At 68.9% G+C, this 19,787-nt stretch carries 19 protein-coding genes; 18 read left to right on the plus strand and 1 reads right to left on the minus strand.

The window, feature by feature from the left end:
* Positions 1-351 precede the first annotated feature (351 nt).
* The 4 genes from AC3EO4_RS42735 to AC3EO4_RS42750 are packed head-to-tail and all read left to right on the plus strand — an operon-like array spanning position 352 to position 4,954.
* Entirely contained in the window at positions 352-1,470 is a 1,119-nt protein-coding gene (locus AC3EO4_RS42735) for a hypothetical protein (RefSeq protein ID WP_431901382.1), read from the plus strand.
* 34 nt (positions 1,471-1,504) lie between these two features.
* Positions 1,505-2,671 (plus strand): toxic anion resistance protein, encoded by a 1,167-nt coding sequence (locus tag AC3EO4_RS42740; protein WP_431901383.1) that lies wholly within the window; start codon positions 1,505-1,507, stop codon positions 2,669-2,671.
* Between the two features lie 20 nt (positions 2,672-2,691).
* Positions 2,692-4,338 carry a vWA domain-containing protein gene (locus AC3EO4_RS42745; RefSeq protein WP_379577839.1) on the plus strand — a complete coding sequence of 549 codons (1,647 nt, stop codon included), beginning with the start codon at positions 2,692-2,694 and terminating at the stop codon, positions 4,336-4,338.
* Positions 4,325-4,954 carry a hypothetical protein gene (locus AC3EO4_RS42750; protein ID WP_431901386.1) on the plus strand — a complete coding sequence of 210 codons (630 nt, stop codon included), beginning with the start codon at positions 4,325-4,327 and terminating at the stop codon, positions 4,952-4,954. Before AC3EO4_RS42745 ends, AC3EO4_RS42750 begins: the two co-directional genes overlap by 14 nt.
* Before the next feature lie 79 nt (positions 4,955-5,033).
* Here the strand turns inward: AC3EO4_RS42750 and AC3EO4_RS42755 are convergent, their stop codons facing one another.
* The gene (locus tag AC3EO4_RS42755) at positions 5,034-5,396 is read right to left on the minus strand and encodes a DUF2203 domain-containing protein (protein ID WP_379577843.1); all 363 of its coding nucleotides are present in this window, start codon (positions 5,394-5,396) and stop codon (positions 5,034-5,036) included.
* 194 nt (positions 5,397-5,590) lie between these two features.
* On the opposite strand from AC3EO4_RS42755, the gene AC3EO4_RS42760 reads away from it, so the two are divergent.
* The 14 genes from AC3EO4_RS42760 to AC3EO4_RS42825 all read left to right on the plus strand — a co-directional run bounded on the left by AC3EO4_RS42760 (position 5,591) and on the right by AC3EO4_RS42825 (position 19,462).
* Positions 5,591-5,983 carry a GntR family transcriptional regulator gene (locus tag AC3EO4_RS42760; RefSeq protein ID WP_379577845.1) on the plus strand — a complete coding sequence of 131 codons (393 nt, stop codon included), beginning with the start codon at positions 5,591-5,593 and terminating at the stop codon, positions 5,981-5,983.
* Positions 5,980-6,870 (plus strand): ABC transporter ATP-binding protein, encoded by an 891-nt coding sequence (locus AC3EO4_RS42765; protein ID WP_431901390.1) that lies wholly within the window; start codon positions 5,980-5,982, stop codon positions 6,868-6,870. The genes AC3EO4_RS42760 and AC3EO4_RS42765 overlap by 4 nt, the downstream gene beginning before the upstream one ends.
* Positions 6,867-7,922: an ABC-2 transporter permease gene (locus AC3EO4_RS42770; RefSeq protein WP_431901392.1), complete on the plus strand. Its 1,056-nt coding sequence runs from the start codon at positions 6,867-6,869 to the stop codon at positions 7,920-7,922. The genes AC3EO4_RS42765 and AC3EO4_RS42770 overlap by 4 nt, the downstream gene beginning before the upstream one ends.
* Positions 7,919-9,334: a S41 family peptidase gene (locus tag AC3EO4_RS42775; RefSeq protein ID WP_379577851.1), complete on the plus strand. Its 1,416-nt coding sequence runs from the start codon at positions 7,919-7,921 to the stop codon at positions 9,332-9,334. The genes AC3EO4_RS42770 and AC3EO4_RS42775 overlap by 4 nt, the downstream gene beginning before the upstream one ends.
* Before the next feature lie 12 nt (positions 9,335-9,346).
* The gene (locus tag AC3EO4_RS42780) at positions 9,347-10,504 is read left to right on the plus strand and encodes an alpha/beta hydrolase family protein (RefSeq protein WP_379577853.1); all 1,158 of its coding nucleotides are present in this window, start codon (positions 9,347-9,349) and stop codon (positions 10,502-10,504) included.
* A 90-nt stretch (positions 10,505-10,594) separates the two neighbouring features.
* Positions 10,595-11,440: a helix-turn-helix transcriptional regulator gene (locus tag AC3EO4_RS42785; RefSeq protein WP_379577855.1), complete on the plus strand. Its 846-nt coding sequence runs from the start codon at positions 10,595-10,597 to the stop codon at positions 11,438-11,440.
* An 87-nt stretch (positions 11,441-11,527) separates the two neighbouring features.
* Entirely contained in the window at positions 11,528-12,292 is a 765-nt protein-coding gene (locus tag AC3EO4_RS42790) for an SDR family NAD(P)-dependent oxidoreductase (protein WP_431901396.1), read from the plus strand.
* A 163-nt stretch (positions 12,293-12,455) separates the two neighbouring features.
* Positions 12,456-13,868, plus strand: a complete 1,413-nt coding sequence (locus AC3EO4_RS42795; RefSeq protein ID WP_431901399.1) for a dihydrolipoyl dehydrogenase family protein — start codon at positions 12,456-12,458, stop codon at positions 13,866-13,868.
* A gap of 179 nt (positions 13,869-14,047) precedes the next feature.
* Positions 14,048-14,581, plus strand: coding sequence for a hypothetical protein (locus AC3EO4_RS42800; protein WP_379577861.1), 534 nt, complete (start codon positions 14,048-14,050; stop codon positions 14,579-14,581).
* 27 nt (positions 14,582-14,608) lie between these two features.
* Positions 14,609-15,625, plus strand: a complete 1,017-nt coding sequence (locus tag AC3EO4_RS42805) for a hypothetical protein (RefSeq protein ID WP_379577863.1) — start codon at positions 14,609-14,611, stop codon at positions 15,623-15,625.
* 22 nt (positions 15,626-15,647) lie between these two features.
* On the plus strand, positions 15,648-16,982 hold the full coding sequence (locus tag AC3EO4_RS42810) for a Dyp-type peroxidase (protein WP_431901402.1): 1,335 nt from the start codon (positions 15,648-15,650) through the stop codon (positions 16,980-16,982).
* A gap of 40 nt (positions 16,983-17,022) precedes the next feature.
* On the plus strand, positions 17,023-17,901 hold the full coding sequence (locus AC3EO4_RS42815) for a bile acid:sodium symporter family protein (RefSeq protein WP_379577867.1): 879 nt from the start codon (positions 17,023-17,025) through the stop codon (positions 17,899-17,901).
* A 120-nt stretch (positions 17,902-18,021) separates the two neighbouring features.
* A complete protein-coding gene (locus AC3EO4_RS42820) occupies positions 18,022-18,567 on the plus strand; it encodes a Pycsar system effector family protein (RefSeq protein ID WP_431901405.1) in 546 nt (181 codons plus the stop codon).
* A gap of 289 nt (positions 18,568-18,856) precedes the next feature.
* The gene (locus AC3EO4_RS42825; RefSeq protein WP_379577871.1) at positions 18,857-19,462 is read left to right on the plus strand and encodes a hypothetical protein; all 606 of its coding nucleotides are present in this window, start codon (positions 18,857-18,859) and stop codon (positions 19,460-19,462) included.
* Positions 19,463-19,787: the final 325 nt, after the last annotated feature.

Consider the following 19,787-nt stretch of genomic DNA (forward strand, 5'->3'; position numbering starts at 1 on the left):
AGGGAAATAACTGGTCCCTTATGTCCGATATAGGATAATTTGACCGATCTGGCAGCGCATCCACGAACAAGCGGGACAGACACGCACGAAGAAATCGGCGCAGCAGCGAATTCATCGGCGCGGGCTTTCGGGGTAGCGCCCTCATTTCGATGGCGACCGATCGAGTCCCCGCCCGCGCCAATATGGCCGTTTAGCGAACTGTTCAGCCCATCGCATAGTGACCTTTCAGTGAACAGAAGCTGAATTGTTAACACGTTATTCGTGAGCCACTCCCAGCCACCCCGATATCTCACATAATCCGATAGAGAGCGCCGGTATGCGGCGATACGGGGTGAGTTATTGGGGAACCAAATGAAGCGATGGATCGGCGTCGGGCTGGCGCTGCTCCTCGGTGCCGCCGTGGTGGTGGCGATCGTGGTGGGCGACCGCAGCGGAGGCGGCGCCGAGAAGAAAGACCTCATCCTTGTCCGCGGGGTGATCGGGTCGGAGAAGAAGCCCTTCTTCGACGACCGGCGAGTACAGGCCGTCTTCGCCGGGCACGGCCTGCGGGTCGAGGTCGACACCGCCGGATCGCGCCAGATCGCGGCCTCGGTGGACCCGAAGAAGTACGGCTTCGCGTTCCCGTCGAGCGTGCCGGCCGCCGAGAAGATCAGACGCGACCACGGCGCCGCCCGCACGTTCGCGCCGTTCTCCTCCCCGATGGCGGTCGCCACCTTCAAGCCGATCGTGGACGTCCTCGCCAGGGCGGGAGTCGTCCGGGATTCCGGTCAGGGATACCAGATCCTCGATATCAAGAAATATCTGGACCTGGTGGCAAAGGGGACCCGGTGGGACAGGCTCCCGGGCAACACCGCCTACCCCGCGCGCAAGCGGGTGCTGCTCACCACCACCGACATCCGCACGTCGAACTCCGCGGCGATGTATCTGTCCATAGCCGGCTACGTGGCCAACGGCGACGACGTGGTGAACTCCAACGCGCAGGTCTCCAAGGTGGCCGAGGAAGTCGCGCCGCTCTTCCTCGACCAGGGCTACTCCGAGACCTCCAGCGAGGCGCCGTTCGAGGACTACCTGTCCCAGGGCATCGGCAAGACGCCCATGGTCATGATCTACGAAGCGCAGTACGCCTCCCGTCTCTTCGCCGGTGACGGCTCGATCCGCCCTGACATGCGACTGCTGTACCCCTCGCCGACGGTCCTGAGCAAGCACACTCTCGTACCGCTCAGCGCCCAGGGCACCGAGGTGGGCCGCCTGCTGCAGGAGGACCAGGAACTCGGGCGCCTCGCCGCGGCCTACGGCTTCCGCACCGCCGCCCCCAAGGCGTTCGGCGACATGGTGGCGAAGACCGGGGCCCCGCTGCCGCCCGGCCTGATCGACGTGGTCGAGCCTCCCGCCTACGAGCGGCTGGAGAGCATGATCGCCGAGGTCGAGGAGCTGTACCGGTCCGGCGCGGCTCCGTCCCCCACCCCGTGACCCCGCCTTCACTACTGCCCGCAGGAGACACCACGTGAGCGATCTCGTCCTCAGCCCGCCCGAACCCGTGGCCAAGGTGCCCGCGGAGAAGGCGGCCACCATGCTGCCCATACCTGAGGGACGCAGCGACGAGCTGGCCGAGAAGGCCAACGGCTTCGCCGAGGAGCTCAGCGGGCTGGACCCCCGCTCCCCTGAGTTCACCCGCAAGGTGCACGACATCACCTCGATGGGCGACTCGGAGATCCGGGCGTCGTCCCAGGTCGCCAACCGCATGCTGCGGCGTCCCGTGGCAGCGCTCGCGTCGGCCAAGGGCGAGGGCAAGGACGCGCAGGTGGCGGTGGCGGGCCAGCTGGTCGCGCTGCGCCGCACGATCGTCGACCTCGACCCCAAGCAGGCGTCGAGCCCCGGCAAGAAGCTGCTGGGCATGATCCCGTTCGGCGACAAGCTGCGCGACTATTTCGCGAAATATCAGTCGGCTCAGCAGCACATCGACGACATCATCCGTGCCCTGAAGTCCGGGCAGGACGAGCTTCTGAAGGACAACGCGGCCATCGAGGGTGAGAAGGCCAACCTCTGGGAGTCGATGACCAAGCTCCAGGAGTACGCCCTGCTCGCCGCCGCGCTCGACTCCGCGGTCGAAGCGCGGATCACGCGGGTGGAGCCGACCGACCCGGAGAAGGCGACCGCGCTGCGCTCGGACGCGCTCTTCGGCATCCGGCAGAAGCACCAGGACCTGCTAACCCAGCTCGCGGTCTCCGCTCAGGGCTACCTCGCCCTCGACCTGATCCGCAAGAACAACCACGAGCTGATCAAGGGTGTGGACCGCGCGACCACGACGACGATCGCCGCGCTGCGCACCGCGGTGACCGTCGCGCAGGCGCTGGCCAACCAGAAGCTGGTGCTCGACCAGATCGCCGCCCTCAACACGACCACGTCGGATCTGATCGTGGCGACCAGCGAAATGCTGCGCACCCAGGCCGCGGACATCCAGACGCAGGCGGCCTCCACCACGGTCGGCATGGACGCGCTGCGCAAGGCGTTCGACAACATCTACGCCACCATGGACACGATCGACACGTTCAAGGCCCAGGCCGTGGAGAACATGGCGATCACGGTCGACAACCTGACCGTCGAGCTCGACCACGCCCGTACATACCTGGAGCGCTCCCAGCGCGGCGACGAACAGGCCCTCCCCCGATGAGGAAGCAAGGGGCTCCCCAGGTGAGAAGGCCGGCCGACGCCGCCACGCGTACCACCGCCTCCCCGGTGACGGGGCGAGTGCTCACCATGCGACCGGCCGGGCGGGCGCTTGCCGTGATCGCCCTGCTCGTCGCGTCGGCGGCCTGCGGCGGCTCCGGCTCCGCCTCGGAGCCCGTGAACGGCCCCGACGTGCTCCGCGTCCTCGCAGGCAGCGAGATCAAGGACCTCGAGCCGCTGCTCGAACGTGCGCAGGAGGCCGTCGGCGTGCGGGTCGCGCTGTCGTACTCCGGGACGCTCGACGGAGCGGAGCAGGTGGGGAACGGCGGAGCGGACGGCACGTACGACGCGACCTGGTTCTCCTCCAACCGCTACCTCTCGCTCATCGAAGGGGCGACCGCGCGGCTGTCGACCCAGACCAAGGTCATGGCCTCGCCGGTACTGCTCGGCCTGAAGCGGTCGAAGGCCCGCGAGCTCGGCTGGGACAGCAAACCCGTGACCTGGAACGACATCGCCGCCGCCGCTCGCGCCCACAAGTTCACCTTCGGCATGACCAGCCCGGCCGCCTCCAACTCCGGATTCTCCGCGCTGGTCGGCGTGACCGCCGCACTCTCGGATGCCGGGGAGGCCCTGGACCAGGCCCAGATCGACGCGGCGACGCCGAAGCTGACGGAGTTCTTCTCGGCGCAGACGCTCACCGCGGGCTCCTCCGGCTGGCTCGCCGACGCGTACATCAAACAGGGCACGGTGGACGGGCTGGTGAACTACGAGTCCGTGCTTCTCGGTCTCAACGCCTCGGGCAAGCTCAGGGAGCCGCTCACGCTGATCTATCCGACCGACGGCGTCGTGACGGCCGACTACCCGCTCACGCTGCTGAACTCGGCCGGAGCGGAGAAGCAGGCGCTGTACGGGAAGCTCGCCGCCTGGCTGCGCAAGCCCGAGATCCAGCGCGAGATCATGGCGACGACCTACCGGCGGCCGATCGTGCCGGAGGTGCGGCCCGACCAGCGCTTCGGGTCGGCGTCCCTGGTGGAGCTGCCGTTCCCCAACCGGCGCAGCGCCGCCGACGAGCTCATCGGCGTCTATCTCAACCAGGTGCGCAAGCCCTCAAGGACCCTCTTCGTGCTGGACACCTCCGGATCGATGGCGGGTGATCGCCTCGACGCGCTGAAGCGGGCACTGACCGCGCTGGCCGGAGCCGACACCTCCGTGAGCGGGACGTTCTCACGTTTCCGCAACCGCGAGACGGTCACGATGATCCCGTTCAACTCGACGCCCGAGGAGCCGCGCACGTTCACGCTGCCCGAGCGGGACGCCGATCCCGTGCTCCGGCAGATCCGCTCGTACGGCGAGGCGCTGCGGACCAGGGGCGGTACGGCGATCTTCGACAGCCTGCGTGCCGCCTACGAGCAGGCGAGGTCCTCGCCGTCCGCGGACTTCACCTCGATCGTGCTGATGACGGACGGCGAGAACACGGACGGCAGCTCCTACGACGACTTCGCCTCGTACTACCGCTCTCTGCAGGTGAGGTTCCCGGCTTTCGTGGTGCTCTTCGGCGACAGCGACGTGGCGGAAATGAATCAGGTCGCGCAGCTCACGGGTGGTGCGACGTTCGACGCCCGCTCGGGATCGCTGACGGCGGCCTTCAAGGAGATCCGTGGCTACCAGTAGCCCGGCCGCCCGGGTCCTCGCCTATGCCGGATCCACGAAGAACATCGCCGGATGCGCTCTGGCGCTGATCGGCGTGGTGCTGGTGTTCTTCGGGGTCGCCGGGGCGTACTGGCCCGTGGTGGTGGCCGGGCTGTACGGCGTCGGGGCGGTGCTCGCCCCGGCGGACCGGGTGAAGCTGACGATCTCGCACGCGGAGGTGGAGAGCCGGCAACTGTTCGCCGACCTGGACACGCTGCTGGCCAGGGTCGGCCGGAACCGTTTCCCCGACGACGTGGCAACCAAGGTCGGCGAGCTGGCCGAGGTGCTGCGCGACATCCTGCGCCGCGCGGACGCGCTCACCTCCTCCCCCGACCACCTGCACATCGTGTCGCAGACGATCAGGGACTACCTTCCGTCAAGCCTGGAGGCCTACGCCAACCTGCCCCGCTCGTACGCGCTCACGCGGCGCGGCGAGCGGCAGCGCAGCGCCCACGAGGAGGTGCTCGCCCAACTCGACCTGCTGGGCGCCCAGCTCCGCAAGGTCGCCGAGTCGGTGTACCTGGGTGACGAGCAGGCTCTGCGCGACCAGGGCAGGTTCCTCGAAGACCGCTTCGGCGGCTCCGACCTGGATCTCTGACCGCCCCGGCTTCGTCGCTCGACGGGACGGGAGGACGAGCGGCGAGCGTGGTCGCGGTCGGCCGCCTTCGGCTCGGGCTTCAGGGAAGGCGGCGCCGGCCGGGAAAGCCGAGCTCGCTGCGGTGGTACCAGCCGAGCTCGGCCTCACCCTCGATCCAGCACAGCCGCACGGACACCCCATCGAGAACCGCCGGAAAGTCGACGAGCACCGGCGCGATGCCCTTGATCTCGATCTGCCGCTCGTCGAACCAGCCGAGGATCTCGCCGATGCGCGCTTCCATGGCCTTGGCCTCGGGCAGACCGCCGAGCGGGGATCGCACGCCTTCTCTGAGATCGTGGCCGAGCTCGGCGAGGTCGGCGCGGATGGCGACGAGCTCGGCCACGAGCCCGCACACCTGCGGCATGAGACTCCGCGCCTCCTCGACCGTGAAGATTCTGTCCACAGGAGAACGCTATCGGCGGCATTCACTCCGGGGTACCGCCGCGTAGGCCCGATCAGCGTAGGGGGCCGGGCATGCCGGTGGCCGAGCCCGAAGCGGATCGGGACGCGGAACCGGGACCGGCGATACAGCTCTCCTTACAAGCGCTTTAGATCTAGGGATCTAAAGTCTTAGGAACCTAGATAAATGGAGATGCAGTGATCGAGTTCTATCTGGACGGTCGGTCCGGTGTCTCGCCGTACCTGCAGCTGGTCCAGCAGGTACGGCATGCGCTGCGACTCGGCCTGTTGCGCGAGGGCGACCAGCTGCCGACCGTCAAGGAGGTCGTGGCGCAACTGGCGATCAACGCCAACACCGTTCTCAAGGCCTACAGGGAACTCGAGCACGAGGGCCTGGTCGCCGCCCGGCCGGGGGTGGGGACGTTCGTGACGGCGACGCTCACCGGCGCCTCGCTGGCCGCGCACGGCCCGCTGCGGCTGGAACTGCAGCGCTGGCTGGCCAAGGCCCGCCGGGCCGGCCTCGACGACGAGAGCATCGAGGCCCTCTTCATGACCACCTTTCGGACCACCTCTCAGGAGGACATAGCGTGACGTCTGTCCTAGCGGCCCAAGGACTGGGCAAGAAGTACGGCAAGCGCTGGGCGCTGCGCGAGTGCACCATCGACATCCCGGCCGGCCACGTCGTCGGGTTGGTGGGCCCCAACGGAGCGGGCAAGACCACGCTGCTGAAACTGGCCAGCGGCCAGCTGGAGCCCACGACGGGCGGCATCACCGTGCTGAGCGGACGCCCCGCCGGCGGCCCCGCACAGCTGGCCAAGGTCGGCTTCGTCGCCCAGGACACCCCCGTCTACGCCGGGCTGAGTATCGCCGATCACCTGCGGCTGGGAGCACGGCTCAACCCCGGCTGGGACGCCGTGATGGCGCGGGAACGGATCGCGCGGCTCGGTCTCGACCCCGCCCACCGGGCGGGCAAGCTGTCCGGCGGCCAGCGCGCCCAGGTCGCCCTCACCCTGGGCCTGGCCAAGCGGCCCGAACTGCTGATCTTGGATGAGCCGGTCGCCTCGCTCGACCCGCTGGCCCGCCGCGAGTTCCTGCAGGGGCTGATGGAGGCCACCGTCGAGCACGAGTTCAGCGTGGTGCTCTCCTCCCACCTGGTCTCCGACCTGGAAAGGACGTGCGACTACCTGATCGTGCTCGTCGACTCGCGCGTCCAGATCGCCGGGGAGACCGAGCACCTGCTGGCCACCCATCACCGGCTCACCGGCCCGCGTCGCGATCCAAGCAGGCTGCCAGCGGATCAGCACATCGTCTCCGCGCGGCACACCGATCGGCAGAGCACCTACATCATCCGTACCGGCGCCCCGATCCTCGATCCCGCCTGGACGGTCAGCCGGCTCACGCTGGAAGACCTCGTCCTGGCCTACATGGACAAGTCCACCGCCGCCGACCGGCGGCCCACCCTGGAGGTCCAGCGATGATCTGGCTGACCTGGCGCCAGTTCCGCGGCTCGGTCGCGATGACGGCCGCCTTACTCGTCATGCTCACCGCCGCCCTGGCCCTGACCGGTCCTGGGCTGGCCTCCGGCTACTCCGCCGGGATCGCCGACTGCACCCAGGACAACACCTGCGACCAGTTCTTCGACCGCTTCTTCGAGGCGTACCAGCTCCCCTTCCTGGCCGTCAGCCTCGTCGTGCTGCTCCTGCCCGCTCTCGTCGGGATCTTCTGGGGAGCACCGATGATCACCCGCGAGCTGGAGGCGGGCACACACCTGCTGGTGTGGAACCAGAGCATCACCCGCGGCCGTTGGCTGGCGGTCAAGCTCGGGCTCACCGGCCTGGTCGCCATGACCGCCGCCTGCCTGTGCGGCCTCGCGGTGACCTTGTGGTCCGGGCCCCTGGACAAGTCGGCCCCGGACAGCTTGGCCCTGATGGCGCCCCTGGTGTTCGGCGCGCGCGGCATCGCCCCGATGGGGTACGGGGCCTTCGCCTTCGTCCTGGGCGTGACGGTGGGCATGCTCGTCCGCCGCACGCTGCCCGCCATGGCCCTCACCCTGGCCGTCTTCGCAGCGATCCAGCTCGCCATGCCGCTGCTGGTCCGTCCCCACCTGATGCCCCCGGTCACGACGACCTCCGAGCTCGGCAGGGCGAACGTGGAGAACTTCGGCATACCACCGAATGGAGGGGGACCTGCGCACATGGTCCTGAAGTCGGCCGTTCCCGGCCAGGCGGGCGCCTGGGTCATGTCCAGCGACCTGGTCGATCCGTCCGGACGCACGATCGGCGGCGCCGGCGACGAAGCCACCATCCAGATCTCCACGACGTCAGGACCCTGCGCACCATCGAGGGCGGGAGGGCAGGGCATGGACGCGTGCATGGCCGAGATCAACCGGCTCGGCTACCGGCAGCAGGCGACCTACCAGCCCCTCGACCGCTTCTGGCCCTTCCAGTGGATCGAGACCGGGATCTACGCCCTCCTCACCCTCGGCCTCACCTGGTTCTGCTTCTGGTGGATCCGGAGGCGCCTGTCATGACCGCCAGAACCGTGGCAGCCGGGCTCGCCCTCCTCCTGGCGGCGGCCTGCACGGCACCGACGCCGCCGCGCAGCCAGGCGAGCACGGCAGCCAGTACGGCCTGCGGGCAGCCCCAGGGACCCCCAGGGGCGGAGACGGCCACCACGATCGACGTGGTCGAGCAGGCGTACTTCTGCATCCTCGGCAACTACTACAGCGGCGCCACGCTGGACGCCCGCTCGCTGCTGACCGCCGGTTTCGTCGCCCTGACGCAGGAGCTCAACCGCCACGGGCGCGACGTTCCAGGGGCGACCATGCCGGCGCTGACCGGTGACAGGAAAGCCGACTGGACCGCTTTCGAGGCCGTCTATCGGAAGACCACCGAGCAGGTCCCCGACCTGCGCGACAAGCTGGCCGTCGTCACCCTCGAGGCCATCGTGGCCGGCCTCGGCGACAACCACGCCGGCTGGGCGCACGACGTCAAGCGGCCGCCCGACTACTACGACGGCGACGGCTACGGCCTGGGTCTCCAGGCGAACGTCACCGGTGCGCAGGCGGACAGCAACCCCGGCGTCGCCCTCCCTCCGCTGTTCGTCACCACCGTGCAGGGTGGCGCGGCGCAGGCCGCCGGGCTGCGCCCGGGCGACATCATCGAATCGATCAACGGATCGGCGCCGTTCATCGACGGGAAGGCCACCCCCGCGATCGCCGCCCTCTACCCGCGATACCCGCAGGCGCGCCCGGTCCTGCTGCGGCTCCTGCGGCAGGCCACCGGCCGCCGCTGGAGCGTGACGCTCAAACCCGGCCTCTTCCAGCGGGATCTGGCCGCCCTGCAGGTGGTGACGTCGAAGCTGCTGGAAGGCGACATCGCCTATGTACGGCAGCGCGGGTTCGCGCCCGACTCCGCGAACAGGGTGCTCAAGGCCGTCTCCAGGCTGCGCGCTGGCCGGACGCTCACCGGCGTCGTGCTGGACCTGCGCGGCAACGGCGGCGGCAGCCCCGTCGAGGCGGCCCGGCTGCTCAGCGCGTTCGTCCACGGCAAGGTCACCGCCTACCTGTGCACCGTGGACGGCACGTGCGAGGCCTCGCGGACCGACGACACCGTCGAGCTGGTCAACCTGCCGCTGGTGGTGCTCACCGACCGCGGTTGCGCCTCGGCGTGCGAGCACTTCAGCTCCGCGGTCAAGGACCTGCGGATCGGCCAGTTGGCCGGCACCAGGACCGCCGGGATCATCTCCGGCCCTGCGCAGCCGTTCCTGCTCAGCAACAACACTGTGCTGAGCTTCCCCGTCAAGCACCATCTGGGGCCCGATCGCGAGGTGATCGACCGGATCGGCGTGCCCCCCGACCACTACGTGTCACTGACGCCGAAGGACGCGGCCGAAGGGCGCGACCCCGCGCTGGCCAAGGCCCTGACCTTGCTGCACAAGTGAATGGACCTCTCCATGAGACAGATCCTGGCAGTCGCCGCGGGACTGGTCGTGCTCGCCGCGTCCGCCTGCTCCGCACCCGTGCCGCCCCGGTCCGCCGCCAACCCGTCGGCCACGCCGACCGGCCCCGCCACTCTGCCCGCCCCCACCGGCACCCATCCGGTCGGCACCACCGCCCTGTACCTGAAAGACGCCTCCCGACCCGATCCCTGGAACCTCGACGTCGACGCCAGGGAGCTCAAGGTCACCCTGTGGTATCCGACCAAGCAGCGGGACGGGCGGCGGGCGCCGTACATGACGCCGAAGGAGTCGGAGCTCACCCTGAAGGGCTTGAGGATCGGGGGCGTGCCGTACGACATCCTGAGCAGAACGCGAACCAACGCCGTCAAGGACGCCGAACCCGCAGGGCGGAAGCTTCCGCTGGTGGTGCTCTCCCCCGGCTTCACCAAGCCGATGAGCACACTCACGTCCCTGGCCGAGGAGTTGGCCAGCCGAGGCTACGTCGTGGCCGGGATCGACCACACCTACGAGAGCTACGCCACGACCCTTCCCGACGGGCGGGTCGCGGAGTGCCTCGCCTGCGACAGCGACACGGACCCGGGCTTCGGCACGGGGGTGGTCGAGGGCCGGGCGGCCGACGTCTCCTTCGTGCTCGACCAGCTGCCGTCGAAGTGGGACGGCGCTGACCTGATCGACCGCTCCAGGATCGCGATGGTGGGCCAGTCGATCGGTGGGGCCAGTGCCGTGGCGGCCATGCTGAAGGACGCCCGCGTACGCGCCGGAATCGACATGGACGGCACCACCTACGCCCGGATCCCCAAGAGCGGGCTCTCCCGGCCGTTCATGTTCATGGGTTCGCCGCAGCACAGCCCGGGCGGTCGCGATACTTCGTGGGACCGCGACTGGAGACTGCTGACCGGGTGGAAGCGCTGGCTCGTGCTGTCGGGCGCGGAACACCAGTCCTTCACCGACGGCCCGCTGCTGGCGAGCGCGCTCGGCATCACGCCCCCCGCCGGCGTTCTGCCCGCGGCACGCTCCGCCGAGATCACCCGCACGTACGTGGCGGCCTTCCTCGACCAGCACCTGAAGTCGCAGCGGCAGCCCCTCCTGGACAAGCCGTCGTCGCGCTACCCCGAGGCCACGTTCTGCCCCGCGGCTTGCGGTCGGTCCTGAGCCCCTCCGCCCCCTGAAGCCGCCGGGGCCGCCGGGGGATGCCGGAGACGCCGGATGCCCCGCGACCCACGCAGGGGTTACCGTCGGCGTATGACCAGCGAATCCGCGCGGCGGCGCCACGAGCAACTCCGTGAGTTCCTGCGCATCCGTCGGGCGCGGCTCACACCCGGTGACGTCGGCATCCCGTCGGCGGGCCGGCGACGGACCCCGGGGCTGCGGCGCGAGGAAGTAGCGATGTTGGCCGGGGTCGGAGTGTCCTGGTACACCTGGCTCGAGCAGGGGCGCGACATCACCGTCTCGGCTGAGGTACTCGACGCGATCGCCGGGGCCCTGCGCCTGAGCGAGCCGGAGCGGGTGCACCTGTATCTGCTGGCCGGGCTCAACCCGCCGCCCGCCGGTGTGGCGCCCGCGGCTGAGCTCACTCCCGAAGTGCGGCAACTGCTCGACGCATGGGAGCGACGGCCCGCGGTGTTGCGGGACCGGTACTGGCATGTGCTGGCGTTCAACGACACGGCGCGGACGGTGTTCGGCTTCGACGGCACCGCCCACAACTGCCTGATCACGTTCTTCACCAATCCCCGGTACCGCGCGATGCACGAGGTGTGGGCCTGCGCCGCGCCTGCCGTCGTGGCCGCCTATCGCGCCGATGTGGCGCACTTCCCAGACGATCCCGAGTTCCGAAGGGTGGTGGACGATCTCAGCGTCGTGAGCCCCGAATTCGCCGAACTGTGGGAACGCCATGAGGTGGGTGTCCCGGTCCAGGCCGTGAATGCGCTCCGCCATCCCGAGGCCGGCGAGCTGTTCTTCGACGCGACCACCCTGACGGTCGCCGATCACCCCGACTGGTGCCTCGTGCTGTACAACCCCCGGCCCGGCACCGATACCGGCGATCGGCTCGAACGGCTGCGGCACATCCGCCTCGCCGCCCCCGCCTGAGGACCGCAGACCTCCTGAACGTGGTGGTGCCACACCCACGATAACCGCGCACTGTATGTTCGCCGCGCGGGTCGGCACGCTGAAACCATGACGCACAACAGTTCCCGATTCGCCGGCAAGATCGCACTGATCACCGGAGGCACCAGCGGCATGGGGTTGGCCGCCGCGCACAGGCTACTCGCCGAAGGCGCGCAGGTGATCATCACCGGGCGCGACAAGACCCGGCTCGACACCGCGGTCGAGGACCTCGGCGACCGGGTGCTCGGGATACCCGGTGACGCGACACGTCTCGCCGATCTGGAAACGCTGACGGCGGCCATCCGCGAGCGGTACGGGCGGCTGGACGTGGTGTTCGCCAACGCGGGCGTCGGCGCGTTCCAGCCCATCGACGACGTCACCGAGGCCGAGTTCTACCGCGTCGTGGACATCAACTTCAAAGCAGCGTTCTTCACCGTCCAGAAGGCGCTTCCGCTGCTGTCCGAACGGGGAGCGATCGTGATCAACGCGTCGTTCGCACTGCACCGTGGTGTGCCCGACGCCGCCCTCTACTCGGCGACCAAGGCGGCGGTGCACAACCTGACGCGAACCCTCGCGGCCGAACTGGCGCCCAGGCGAATCCGCGTCAACTCCGTGAGCCCGGGCTACATCGACACCCCGGCGTTCCGTGCCGAGGCCTCCGCCGAGGCCCAGGCCGCCGTCGCCACCACAGTCGTCGCCGGCCGTGTCGGCACCGCCGACGAGGTGGCCGCCGCGGTCGCCTTCCTCGCCTCCGACGAAGCGTCGTACATCAACGGACAGGACATCCGCATCGACGGCGGGCTGACCTCCGCCATCCCCGCACCGATGCTGTAGGTCGGCCGTGGCGGCGGGCACCGGAGCAAGGGTCGCGGGGCGGCGGGTCTGTCCTCGCGGCACCGTCGCGTGCGGGCTGAACTCGACCACCTAGAGTGGGCAGAGACAGTCGATTCAGCTGAGCCGCAAGGCCAGGGTGTCGGCCTCGACCACAGGACCGGACATGACCGATGTCATTGTCATCGGCGCAGGACCGGCAGGCGCCTTCGCTGCTCATCGCGCCGCTGACCTGGGCTCCCGTACCGCTCTGGTGACCCGCGACGAGTTCGGCGGGATGGCGGCCAACGACGGCCCCGTACCGGTCCGCACCCTCGCCCATGCGGCCCGGCTGGTGCGGGAGGCCCGTCAGCTCGACTGGTACGGCATCGCCGCGGACGAGCTCCGCCTCGACTATCCGCGGCTGCTTGCCCGGGTACGCGAGGTCGTTCACGAGGTCCGGACGCATTCGGCGCTGCGCAGTAGCGTCGATGGTCTGGGGGTGACGGTCCACGAGCACGCGGGCACGGCCTCCTTCGTCGATCCGCACACGGTCGAGACCAGCCACGGGCTTCGACTCCACGGCGACAGGATCATCTTGTGCACGGGCGGCGTCAGCAGGCCGCTCACCGTCCCGGGCGCCGAACTGACCCACACCCACAGTGACGCCTGGGGATTGCGTGAGGTCCCTCCGTCCATGCTGGTGATCGGCGCGGGCGCCACCGGTGTACAGGTGGCCTCCATCTTCGCCGCCTTCGGGTCCCGCGTTCAGCTGTTCGAGACCGGGCCTCGTATTCTCCCCTCGGAAGACGACGACGTCTCCGCGGTCGTAGCCGACGCTTTCCGCGAGCGCGGCATGGTGGTGCGAGAGAACCTCGACGCCATCACCTCCTTCGACAGGACGCCCGATGGTGTGCGCATGCACTTCTCCCAGAACGGCGCGCCAGGCAGTGCCGAAGCGTCACTGGTCGTCTCGGCCATCGGCTGGACGGCGGACACCACGGGGCTCGACCTCGCGGCGGCGGGTGTCGAGATCGACGAACGCGGCTTCGTGCGCGTCGACGCCTACCAGCGGACCTCCGTCCCCCACATCTTCGCCGCAGGCGACGTCACCGGCCGGCTCATGCTGGTTCCGCAGGCGAGTCAGTCCGGGTTCATAGCGGCGACGAACGCGGTACGGGGTCCGCGAATCCCCGTCTGGGACCAGGTCAGTCCCATCGGCAGCTTCACCGACCCCGAGTACGCCCAGGTGGGCCTCACCGAAACGAAGGCCCGCCAGGACCACGACGTGCTCGTGGCGACCGTCGGCCTCGATGCCGCCACCCGCCCGATCATCGACGGCCGGACCACCGGATTCTGCAAGCTCGTCGTCGACCGGGCCGGGCACCAGATCCTCGGCTGCCATGTCGTCGGCGAGCGCGCCGTGGAGACCGCCCAGGTGGCCGCTGTGGCGATGACGGCGCGGATGCGGGTCGAGGAACTGGCCAGGATCCCGCTTTCCTTCCCGACCTATGCCGCGATCGTGGGTCGCGCCGCCTACCTCGCCGCCCGCGGCCTCGACCTGGACGCGGACGGATCTCAGCACGAGTCGCCCTCCTGAGGCGGGAGATCCCGGCTGCGGCGCGCGGACACCTGCGCGTGGCTCTGTGGCGGTGGTCCAGGCCGAGCGTGGACGTTCGCGAACATGAACTGCCCCACAAAGCCGCATTATGGGACAATTGCCGCAGTCAGGCTGTTTTAGCCTTCCCCCCTTGGAGTCGAACGACGGAGGGGACCGGCATGGAGATCAAGCCGCAGGCGGCCGTCATCCCGAAGGAGACCGACCACCTGGAGCAGGGTAAGTACGGCCCTGTCTACCCGCGGACCCCGGCGTGTTACGGGTTCACCATCATCGCGAAGGTCAAACCCGGCCGGGCCGACACGATCCGCGGCTACGGCTACACGCTGGCCAAGGCGCTGGAGGACGACCCTGACCTGCTCGCCCCTCTGAAGCTGCACTACCTGCGCTGGGTGCTCTTCGACGACGACACCCGCTTCATGTACCAGGGGATCTTCGACACCGACTTCGACAAGTACACCGAAGACGCCATCGTCTTGTTCACCCGGGCGGGAGTGAACACGGCCTTCGAGAACCTCGAGGGCTTCCCCGAGGACTGGAAGACCAACCCTGAAGCCTTCGTCAGATTCGTTCGCGAGCACCACTGCCCGAGCTTCATCGAGTACGGCGAGTACCCGTTCGTCACCGCCGACGAGATCAAGAAAGCTCTGCGGATCAAGAGCGCGATGTCGGAGATGCTCGACCAGCTGCAGTGACACCCACCAGCGCTTCCCGGAGACGAGATGAGCGAGTCCAGAACCGCGCGCACCTACAACCAGAACCATGTGCCGCGCCCTTACAGCCCAGGTCGGCGCCGGCTGAGCATCTATGTGGCGTGGAGCTATCCCGCCGAGGCAGGCAGGGATGTGACCGAGCTGGACAACCGGTTCTCCACGATGACCGAAGTGCGCCGCGTGACGTGGCCGGCCTACGAGGACCCGAAATGGTCGGATCCGCTGCGCTTCCAACAGGGCATCGCAGGCGGACTGGAGCTCTTCTTCTGGGGCTGGCTGCCCTTCCAGCAGTTCGTCGAGGAGACCACCGGCTACCCCGTGCCCGTGTACCAACGCGTCGATCAGGCGGGGTTCCATACGCCGCTGGACGAACGGGTGCTGGCGGACACCGACACCCTGTTCGTGTGGGGGCTGGACCACATGATCACTGGACAGGACGCCACACCTGCGGAGATCGAGGCCCTCCGCGAGTTCCTCACCCGCGAAGGAACCTGCCTGGCTCTGGGACCGCATCACGACGTCGGCGCCTCCGACGACATGGCGGTGCGCGACATGGAGTACCACCACCACGGCGACGCGCTGGTGCCCCGCCAGCAACGCTTCGGCAGGTACACCCGATCGCTGATGGCGGGCCTGGGGGTGCCCGTGGAGAACCGCTACGGGCTCCGTCCCGCGGTGACGGATGGGGGCAAGAGCGCCCCGCTGTCCATCACCAGGGATCTGGACACCAAGCGGTGGCTGGAAGGCGTGTCCAGCTTCAACTTCCACATGCACCTGCCGCACTACGCCGTGACCACCGACGACCCGAACGTCATCCACGTGCTGGGCAGGCAGCCGATCGACATGTCCAGGCCGCACCCGTTCACCGAGGCAGGGAACACCGAGTTCAACATGTTCCTGTGGATGCCGCCCAGCGGTGACCGGGCCGGTGACGTGATCTTCGCCGACACCACGATCTTCAGCTCGCTGTTCGGCGTCGACGAGAGCCTGCGCACCTTCTGGAACAACATCGTCTCGGCGAAGTAGCGCCACGGGGAGGCCGGTCCAGGTGAGCGAGGACACCCACGTCAAGCTCGAGCTCGACGACATCCAGCGCGGGGTTCTCAGCCCGCGGCCGACGCCGTACGCGGCGACCTACATCCTTTTCCGCATCGATGACCGCGACCACGGGCGGGAGCTGATGCGGCGCGCCGGCGCCGTGGTGACCTCGGCCGCCGACACGGTGAGCCCACTCGGCGAGAGCTGGGTCAGCGTCGCGCTCACCTACCACGGTCTCAAGGCGCTCGGTGTCCCGCAGGAATGGCTGGACACCTTCGCCTGGGAGTTCCGGCAAGGCATGGCGGCACGGGCCAGCGCGCTGGGCGACACCGGCGAGAGCAGCCCCGAGAACTGGGAGCCCCCGCTCGGCACGTCCGACGTCCACGTGGTGCTGGTGGCACTCGCGCCCGACAGCGCGCAGCTGGAGGCCGCCGTCGACCGCGCCCGTCCGGCCTACGAAGCCCTGCCAGGCGTGACGGCGATCTGGCGCCAGAACTGCCACGCACTCCCCACCGAGACCGAGCCCTTCGGCTACCGCGACGGCATCAGCCATCCCGCCGTCGAGGGCAGCGGCATAGCCGGCTCGAACCCGTTGGAGACGCCGCTGAAGGCCGGCGAGTTCGTGCTCGGCTACCCTGACGAGCTCGGCGGCATCCAGACCCCGCAGCCCGAGGTGCTCGGGCGCAACGGCACCTACGTGGTCTTCCGCAAACTTCACCAGCGCGTCGCCCTGTTCCGGCGGTACCTGAAGGACAACTCCACCGGCCCCGCGGACGAGGAACTGCTGGCAGCGAAGATCATGGGGCGCTGGCGCAGCGGCGCACCGCTGGCGCTCAGCCCCCTGCACGACGACCCCGCTCTCGGGGCCGACCGCATGCGCAACAACACGTTCCTGTTCGAGCAGGACGATGCCGCCGGCTTCACGACCCCCGGCGGGTGCCACATCCGCCGCGGCAATCCCCGTGATGCCTCGGTCGCCGGCGTGCCGAGGCTGCACCGCATGATCAGGCGCGGCACGGCGTACGGCCCGCCACTGCCCGACGGAGTCCTGGAAGACGACGGGGCCGACAGGGGGCTGATGTTCGCCTTCGTCGGAGCCCATCTCGGGCGGCAGTTCGAGTTCGTCCAGTCGGAATGGATGAACGACGGCGTCTTCTTCGGCGCGGGCGACGCGAAGGACCCCGTCGTCGGCTCAGCCGACGGCTCCGGCGACTACACCATCCCCCGGCGTCCCGTACGGCGACGCCTGCTCTCCCTGCCGCGATTCGTCGTCACGCGCGGCGGCGAATACTGCTTCATGCCAGGACTGACCGCACTGCGCTGGCTGGGCGACCTCACCGGCTGACCAGGGCGACACCGCTCCGGCACGACGACCGGGAACCCTCATGGACACGCTGCAGCTGCTGTTCAACGCCGTCACAGTCGTCTTCATCGCGGCCACCATGTTCGCCGCGGGTCTCGGCGCGACGCTGCCGGCCCTGCGCGCCGTCTTCGCGAACGTCCTGCTGCTCGTGCTGGTACTGGTGGCCAACCTGGTCGCCATCCCGCTCCTCGGCTGGGGCGTCGCCGCGCTGTTCGGCCTGCCCTCGGCGGCGTTCGTCGCGCTGCTCCTGATCGCCTCCTCACCTGGCGGACCGTTCGGCGCGAAACTCGGCATGGTGCAAAACGGGGACGTGGTCGCGGGGGCGGCGATGCAAGTCCTGCTGGCCGCCATCGGCAGCATCACCTTCGGGCCCACCGTGAACCTCATCCTCCAGGCGGCCGACGTGGGCGGCGGAGTCGCACTCGACGTCCCGGTGCTGATGCTGACCGTGGTGGTCCTCCAGCTCGTGCCGTTCGCCGTCGGACTGATCGTGCGACACTACGCTCCTGCCACAGCGCTGGCATGGCATCCGGTGGCCGCCACGACGTCGAACGTGACGTTCCTCATCGTGCTGGCAGGCATGCTCGTGGGCAACTGGCGCGACGTCGTCGCGCTGATCGGCTCGCTCAGCCTGCTCGCGGGCTTCGTCTTCTCCGCCCTCGCCTTCGCGCTCGGTACGGCCCTGGCCACCGGACCGCCGGCACGCCGTACCACCATGGGCGGGGTCGCGGCGGTGCGCAACGCGGGACCAGCGCTCGCCGCCGTCGGCCTCGCCTTCGGCAACGCGCCGCCCATCCTGGGAGCGCTCGCCGCCGTACTGCTGAGCGGCCTGTCGGCCGCGATCCCCATCGCGGCGGTGCTGAGCCGTCGCCGCGCGCCACCACCGCATGAGGATCCGTAGCAGGCAGGGGCACATCCCCTGCGTCCACCGCCTGCGGCGTCGAAGGGGACCCACATCTCGCCCACCTCGTGCACCGTCCGGTCCCGCCGGTTCACGACCTCGCGGAAAGGCTCCGTCACCATGAACCACGACCAAGCCGCACCCGGTGCTCACTCCGGAGACGACGGTGGTGCACGCAGCCCGGACATACCCCCGCTCGTCAGAGATCGGCTCGACGCCGCCGCCAACGTGGCCCGCGCCGAAGTGATAAGCGCCAGCCAGCAAAGAGCAGGCCTCCTGCTGTCCTGGGCGGGCGTCGCCTACGGTGCGGTCGTCACCCTCATCCTCACCGGCCCGGCCCGCTTTCCCGGCATCGGTCGCTTCGGCGTCATCGTGGCGCTGATCCTGCTGTCCGCGGCGGTCATGCTGATCCTGGTCACCATCCGGCCGCTCTCCTCCAAGCGAGAACCGAGAATCCTCTCCTACGCCAGTGCGCCCACGCCGCAGGCGCTGATCGAGCAGCTGAACGCCGAGACCCGCGACTACGACCTGATCATCGCCTCTGACGCACTCCAATTCGTCCAGGTGGCCAGCGCCAAGAACCGCAATCTGCGATGGGCTGTCGACCTGATCGTCGTCGGGATCACGATCATGACCATCACGGTCTTCCTGGAACGCCTCATCTGAATCCGCCGGCTCCAGGGGGCGGGGTGACGAGCGCCTGTTGTCGGCCTACCTGGCCACCCCGATCCGGCACGTCTTCGCCGGCCGGGGCTTCGCGGGACGGCTGGCGGACTGGGCCTGTGACAGGCGGCGCCACCACCGTGCGCAAGCCCGCCGGCAAGCGCGACCTCGCTGATCTGCGGCTGACGGCCCACACGAACGATTGCACATGCCCTCATTGCCACCGTGCGACCGCAAAGAAGGCTGCGGCCAGGCAACGATCTTCTCCGACACGCACCTACACTCATGGCGCATGCGATTAAGGTTGATCTTCACCATTCTCGCCGTCTACGTCGTCGCGGCGGCACCCATGTTCCTTCCGGGAGACGGACGGGTGATCGTGCAGCCTGCGACGAATGACGCGGTTGAGGTCTACTTCACGCCGGTCGACGTTGTGCTGCTCAGGTCCTACGAGGGCATCGAGCCGTTCAATCGCGCTTTGGAGATCGCTCGGCGGCGGGCCGAGACCTACCCGCACGATCTTGCTCCGCCGTACATCCTGCACGAGCCATACCGGCTCGTCGCACCGTATGTCACCGCGCGGGGGCGGGAGCTGGCCGCCCCACCCGTCTCTGGGGCGTACTGGTCCGACGGGAAGAGCATCCGATTCAGCATCGTCCCCCAGCCGCAAATGGCGGAGAACAGCCAGGCCGAGTTGACGACGTTGATGGAGGCGCAGGACGGTCCGATGGAAGAAGCGGAGTCTTCTCTGGGCATGGGGATCGAACCGGAACTCAACCGTGCCGTTCTCGAAGTGAACGGATTCGACCAGGATCTACGTCGCAAGCTGGCCAGGCACTATGGCGGACTCATCACTGTCCGCTGGGACCCCTTCGCCCAGCGAGCGCATCTCGATTAAAGGCCCAAGCAGGCCATCGGCCGAGTGACCGGTCGGGCACCAGGTCGAGGGGCCACCTGCGTTGATACAGGGGGCGCCGGTCCCGCAGTAGCCGCCGGGATTCTTCTCCGGTGGTAGCGCTTTGGCCGGCACGACAATGGCCAATGAGGCGTGCCGAAAAGATGATAAAATTACGCAACTTATTTCCTTTTGGCCTCCGCGGTCGTGCCGCATCTGTTTTCTTCTCACCTTGACTGCGGCACCGAACCGCCACGCGTGGGGGCGGTGATGCCGACATGAGGGACTCCCGAGCTGACGGCGGCGCGCCGAACCGTACGCGTCATGG

It is taken from the genome of Nonomuraea sp. bgisy101 (genome assembly GCF_057708945.1).

Coding starts and splice junctions, on each gene's coding strand:
- AC3EO4_RS42805 (WP_379577863.1), top strand. CDS start 14,609: ATGAGCGAGTCCAGAACCGCGCGCACCTACAACCAGAACCATGTGCCG.
- AC3EO4_RS42800 (WP_379577861.1), top strand. CDS start 14,048: ATGGAGATCAAGCCGCAGGCGGCCGTCATCCCGAAGGAGACCGACCAC.
- AC3EO4_RS42795 (WP_431901399.1), top strand. CDS start 12,456: ATGACCGATGTCATTGTCATCGGCGCAGGACCGGCAGGCGCCTTCGCT.
- AC3EO4_RS42815 (WP_379577867.1), top strand. CDS start 17,023: ATGGACACGCTGCAGCTGCTGTTCAACGCCGTCACAGTCGTCTTCATC.
- AC3EO4_RS42785 (WP_379577855.1), top strand. CDS start 10,595: ATGACCAGCGAATCCGCGCGGCGGCGCCACGAGCAACTCCGTGAGTTC.
- AC3EO4_RS42790 (WP_431901396.1), top strand. CDS start 11,528: ATGACGCACAACAGTTCCCGATTCGCCGGCAAGATCGCACTGATCACC.
- AC3EO4_RS42775 (WP_379577851.1), top strand. CDS start 7,919: ATGACCGCCAGAACCGTGGCAGCCGGGCTCGCCCTCCTCCTGGCGGCG.
- AC3EO4_RS42735 (WP_431901382.1), top strand. CDS start 352: ATGAAGCGATGGATCGGCGTCGGGCTGGCGCTGCTCCTCGGTGCCGCC.
- AC3EO4_RS42825 (WP_379577871.1), top strand. CDS start 18,857: ATGCGATTAAGGTTGATCTTCACCATTCTCGCCGTCTACGTCGTCGCG.
- AC3EO4_RS42780 (WP_379577853.1), top strand. CDS start 9,347: ATGAGACAGATCCTGGCAGTCGCCGCGGGACTGGTCGTGCTCGCCGCG.
- AC3EO4_RS42820 (WP_431901405.1), top strand. CDS start 18,022: ATGAACCACGACCAAGCCGCACCCGGTGCTCACTCCGGAGACGACGGT.
- AC3EO4_RS42770 (WP_431901392.1), top strand. CDS start 6,867: ATGATCTGGCTGACCTGGCGCCAGTTCCGCGGCTCGGTCGCGATGACG.